This window comes from Agromyces binzhouensis, assembly GCF_004135055.1.
Taxonomy (GTDB): Bacteria; Actinomycetota; Actinomycetes; order Actinomycetales; family Microbacteriaceae; genus Agromyces; species Agromyces binzhouensis.
This window is the reverse complement of sequence record NZ_SDPL01000279.1, coordinates 1-4216: the sequence shown is the minus strand read 5'-3', so window position 1 is coordinate 4216 and position 4216 is coordinate 1. Positions and strand designations below refer to the sequence as shown.

5 protein-coding genes and 1 pseudogene are annotated in these 4216 nt (G+C 71.2%); 1 reads left to right on the top strand and 5 read right to left on the bottom strand.

What is annotated here, in order from left to right:
• Positions 1-326: pseudogene (locus ESO86_RS18975) on the top strand (MerR family transcriptional regulator); the annotation flags it as partial.
• Positions 327-410: 84 nt separating this feature from the next.
• Here the strand turns inward: ESO86_RS18975 and ESO86_RS12500 are convergent.
• The 5 genes from ESO86_RS12500 to ESO86_RS19770 form a co-directional block, all read right to left on the bottom strand.
• Positions 411-1466: an aspartate-semialdehyde dehydrogenase gene (locus ESO86_RS12500; protein WP_129235324.1), complete on the bottom strand. Its 1056-nt coding sequence runs from the start codon at positions 1464-1466 to the stop codon at positions 411-413.
• Positions 1467-1632: 166 nt separating this feature from the next.
• Positions 1633-2907 carry an aspartate kinase gene (locus tag ESO86_RS12495; protein WP_129235323.1) on the bottom strand — a complete coding sequence of 425 codons (1275 nt, stop codon included), beginning with the start codon at positions 2905-2907 and terminating at the stop codon, positions 1633-1635.
• A 101-nt stretch (positions 2908-3008) separates the two neighbouring features.
• Positions 3009-3362 (bottom strand): nuclear transport factor 2 family protein, encoded by a 354-nt coding sequence (locus ESO86_RS12490; protein WP_129235322.1) that lies wholly within the window; start codon positions 3360-3362, stop codon positions 3009-3011.
• A 64-nt stretch (positions 3363-3426) separates the two neighbouring features.
• Positions 3427-4023 carry a recombination mediator RecR gene (gene recR / locus ESO86_RS12485; protein WP_129235321.1) on the bottom strand — a complete coding sequence of 199 codons (597 nt, stop codon included), beginning with the start codon at positions 4021-4023 and terminating at the stop codon, positions 3427-3429.
• 3 nt (positions 4024-4026) lie between these two features.
• A partial coding sequence (locus tag ESO86_RS19770) for a hypothetical protein (protein WP_207207114.1) occupies positions 4027-4216 on the bottom strand: 190 nt, incomplete at its 5' end.

The window sequence follows — 4216 nt, the reverse complement described above, 5'->3', positions numbered from 1 at the left end:
GCGACCCCGACCCGTACCCCCGGGCCCGCGCGGCGCTCGACGCACTGGGCCAGGTGTTCGACCCGAGGTTCCCCGCGGTCGCGCAGCTCGAGACCGCGTTGGCCGCCGCCGAGGACGCGGGGCTCCCGATCAGCCCCGAGCGCCTGCTCGCCTACGGGCGCTCGCTGCGCGAGCTCGCGGCCTACGACGTCGGACGGATGCCGGCGGAGCCGCGCGCCGCCATCGAGTACACGGTGCTCGGCACCGCGCTGTACGAGCCGGTCATCCTCGCGCTGCGCCGCCTCGCCCACCAGGACGTCGCGGCGCGGCTCGATCTCGGGGGCTGAACTCGCCCGCACGCGGCCGAGCGCACACGCCCGGACAGCACGAGACCCGGCCGCCTCGACGACGACCGGGTCCCGTGAGGTGGATCAGACCGACGCCGGCAGCTTCGCCGCGACGAGTTCCGCGATCTGCACCGCGTTCAGCGCCGCGCCCTTGCGCAGGTTGTCGTTCGAGACGAAGAGCACGAGGCCCTTGCCCTCGGGCGCCGACTGGTCCTGGCGTATGCGGCCGACGTAGCTCGGGTCGGTGCCCGCGGCCTGCAGCGGCGTGGGGATGTCGCTGAGCGCGACGCCCGGGGCATCCGCCAGCAGCTCGGTCGCGCGCTCGGGCGTGATCGCGTTGGCGAACTCGGCGTGGATCGAGAGCGAGTGCCCCGTGAAGACCGGCACGCGCACGCACGTGCCCGCGACGCGCAGGCCCGGTAGCTCCAGGATCTTGCGGCTCTCGTTGCGGAGCTTCTTCTCCTCGTCGGTCTCGAGGTCGCCGTCGTCGACGATCGAGCCCGCGAGCGGGATCACGTCGAACGCGATGGGCCGCGGGAACTTCACCGGATCGGGCATCGTCACCGCGGTGCCGTCGTGCACGAGGCCGATCGCGTCCTGTGCGACCGCGGCGCGCGCCTGCTCGAGGAGCTCCTCGCCGCCGGCCAGGCCCGCACCCGAGACGGCCTGGTAGGTCGAGACCATCAGTCGCTCGAGGCCGGCCTCGTCGTGCAGCACCTTGAGCACCGGCATGGCGGCCATGGTGGTGCAGTTCGGGTTCGCGATGATGCCCTTCTTCGCCTCGTCGATGGCGTGCGGGTTCACCTCGCTCACGACGAGCGGGACCTCGGGGTCCATGCGCCAGCCGCTGGAGTTGTCGATGACGGTGACGCCCGCCGCCGCGAAGCGCGGTGCCTGGGCCTTGGAGAGCGTGGCGCCAGCGGAGAAGATCGCGATGTCGAGACCGGTCGGGTCCGCCGTCGAGGCGTCCTCGATGACGATCTCCTCGCCCTTCCACGGCAGGGTCGAGCCCGCCGACCGCGCCGAGGCGAAGTAGCGGATGCCGGCGACCGGGAAGTCGCGCTCCTCGAGCAGCCGGCGCACGACCGCGCCGACCTGTCCGGTGGCGCCGACGACGCCGATGTTCACTCCGTGTGCCATGGTGCTTCCTCTCGTGGCATCCATCAAGTATTCAGGAGGTTCCGCGACGTGCGGGACCCGAGCCGGCCGATCGTCCGGCAATGGCAGGGATCTGCCGATATTCCGGCAGTCGGTCGACGGATGCCGCATGGTGCGTCGCGACGAGGCATCCGCTCGGTTCGGGGGTTCAGCGCCCGGTACCGGCGTAGACGACCGCGTCGTCGTCGCCGTCGAGGTCGAACGCGGTGTGCACCGCACGGGCGGCGGCGTTGACGCTGTCGGCCCGGGTGACGACCGAGATGCGGATCTCGCTGGTCGAGATCATCTCGATGTTGATGCCCGCCTCGTAGAGCGCTTCGAACAGCCGCGCCGAGATGCCCGCGGCCGAGCGCATCGCGGCGCCGACGAGCGAGAGCTTGCCGATCTGGTCGTCGTACTGCAGCGACTGGAAGCCGAGCGTCTCCTGCGCGGCCGAGAGCGCCTGCACGGCCTTCTCGCCGTCGGACTTCGGCACCGTGAACGAGATGTCGGTCCGGCCGGTCGCGGCCGCCGAGACGTTCTGCACGATCATGTCGACGTTGGCGTTGGTGCCGGCGACGATCTTGAAGATCTTGGCCGCGGCGCCCGGCACGTCGGGGACGCCGACGACCGTGATCTTGACCTGCGACAGGTCGACCGCGACGCCGGCGATGACGGACTCTTCCACAGCTTCTCCTTCGGGAAGACGCTCGGGGTCGTAGACGATCGTCCCCTCGCTGTTGTTGAACGACGACCGCACGTGCAGCGTGACGCCGTGGCGTCGCGCGTACTCGACGGCGCGGATGTGCAGCACCTTCGCGCCCGAGCCGGCGAGCTCGAGCATCTCCTCGCTGGTGATCCGGTCGAGCTTGTGCGCCCGCTTGACCACGCGCGGGTCGGACGTGAACACGCCGTCGACGTCGGTGTAGATCTCGCACACGTCGGCGTCGAGCGCCGCGGCGAGCGCCACCGCGGTCGTGTCGCTGCCGCCGCGGCCGAGCGTGGTGATGTCGCGCGATTCGCGGCTGAAGCCCTGGAAGCCGGCGACGATGACGACCGCGCCCTCGTCGAGCGCCTCGCGCAGGCGCACGGGCGTGACGTCGACGATGCGCGCGGCGCCGTGCGTGGAGTCGGTGATCATGCCGGCCTGGCTGCCCGTGAACGAGCGGGCGTCGTGGCCGAGCGCCTTGATCGCCATGGCGAGGAGCGCCATCGAGATGCGCTCGCCCGAGCTGAGCAGCATGTCGAGCTCGCGGGGCGCCTGGATCGGCGTGACCTCGTCGGCGAGGTCCATCAGCTCGTCGGTCGTGTCGCCCATCGCGGAGACCGCGACCACGACGTCGTTGCCGGCCTTGCGGGTCTCGACGATGCGCTTGGCGACCCGCTTGATGCTTTCCGCATCGGCGACGGACGAACCGCCGTATTTCTGCACGATCAAGCTCACGTGGGCGCTCCCGGGGGTGTCTGGGCCGGGGAAATGCTCACCCGGCGCCGGAAGGACCATCATACGGCGGCGCGCATACGCGCCCGGCCATGTGACGGCGCCTAGCGGTCGCGCTCCATGTACCACTCGGTGAAGCGAGCGGCCCGGCCGTCGGGCGCGAGGCGGATCACCCAGAGGTTGTCGTAGAGCTTCGCGGCCGGGTAGTCGGTGCGGCCCTGCACGACGACGAGGTCGCCGGTCTCGGTGAGCACCTCCCAGTCGAAGTGCCAGTCGCCGGACTCGTCGCGCGAGTCGAGCCATCCGGCGACGATCGCCTCGCGGCCGCGGAGCGCGTCGGGGTCGTCGGGGTTGAACTCGTACACCGCGTCGTCCGTGAAGAGGGCCGCGATGTCGTCGGCGTCGTTCGATTCCCATGCCCGGACGTATCCGGCGACCCAGTCGGTCCCTGCGCTCATGGGGTCCGTTCTACTGGTGCGCTGCGCGTGCGTCAACGGATGGCGCGGGCCGGCGCTTCCTGCGTCAGCCGACGACGCGGCGACCCTCGAACGCGCGGCCGAGGGTGACCTCGTCGGCGTACTCGAGGTCGCCGCCGACGGGCAGGCCGGAGGCGAGGCGCGTGACGCGGATCTCGAGGGTCGTGAGCAGGCGGCTGAGGTAGGTCGCGGTCGCCTCGCCCTCGAGGTTGGGGTCGGTCGCGATGATGACCTCGGAGACCGTGCCGTCGGCGAGGCGCTGCATGAGCTGGCGGATGCGCAGTTCGTCCGGGCCGATGCCGTCGATCGGGCTGATCGCGCCGCCGAGCACGTGGTAGAGACCCCGGAATTCGCGGGTGCGTTCGATCGCCACCACGTCCTTCGCCTCTTCGACGACGCAGATGAGGCTCGGGTCGCGCCGCGGGTCGCGGCAGATCGAGCACGTCGCCTGCTCGGCGACGTTGCCGCAGATCTCGCAGAACTTCACCTTGTCGCGCACCTCGACGAGGATCTCGGCGAGGCGGGAGACGTCGAACTGCTCGGTCTGGACGATGTGGAACGCGATGCGCTGCGCCGACTTCGGCCCGATGCCCGGGAGGCGGCCGAGTTCGTCGATGAGCTCCTGGACGATGCCCTCGTACACGCGCTACCCCCGCTCGCCGAATCGGGCCTGCGGCGCTTCGACCTCTTCGAGGAAGGTCGCGCCGAGCAGGTCGCGGACCACGGCCTCGCCGTATCGCTGGATCTGCGGTGCCGTGCCGCCGGCCGGTCCCCGTGCGGAGCGCGAAGCCGGTCGGCGCGCGTCGTCGCGCGCGGGTGCTGCCGCGGACGGGGCG

What these genes read in the sequence shown, in the direction of transcription:
- ESO86_RS12490 (WP_129235322.1), bottom strand. Translation starts at nt 3,362, where the DNA reads ATGAGCGCAGGGACCGACTGGGTCGCCGGATACGTCCGGGCATGGGAA.
- ESO86_RS12500 (WP_129235324.1), bottom strand. Translation starts at nt 1,466, where the DNA reads ATGGCACACGGAGTGAACATCGGCGTCGTCGGCGCCACCGGACAGGTC.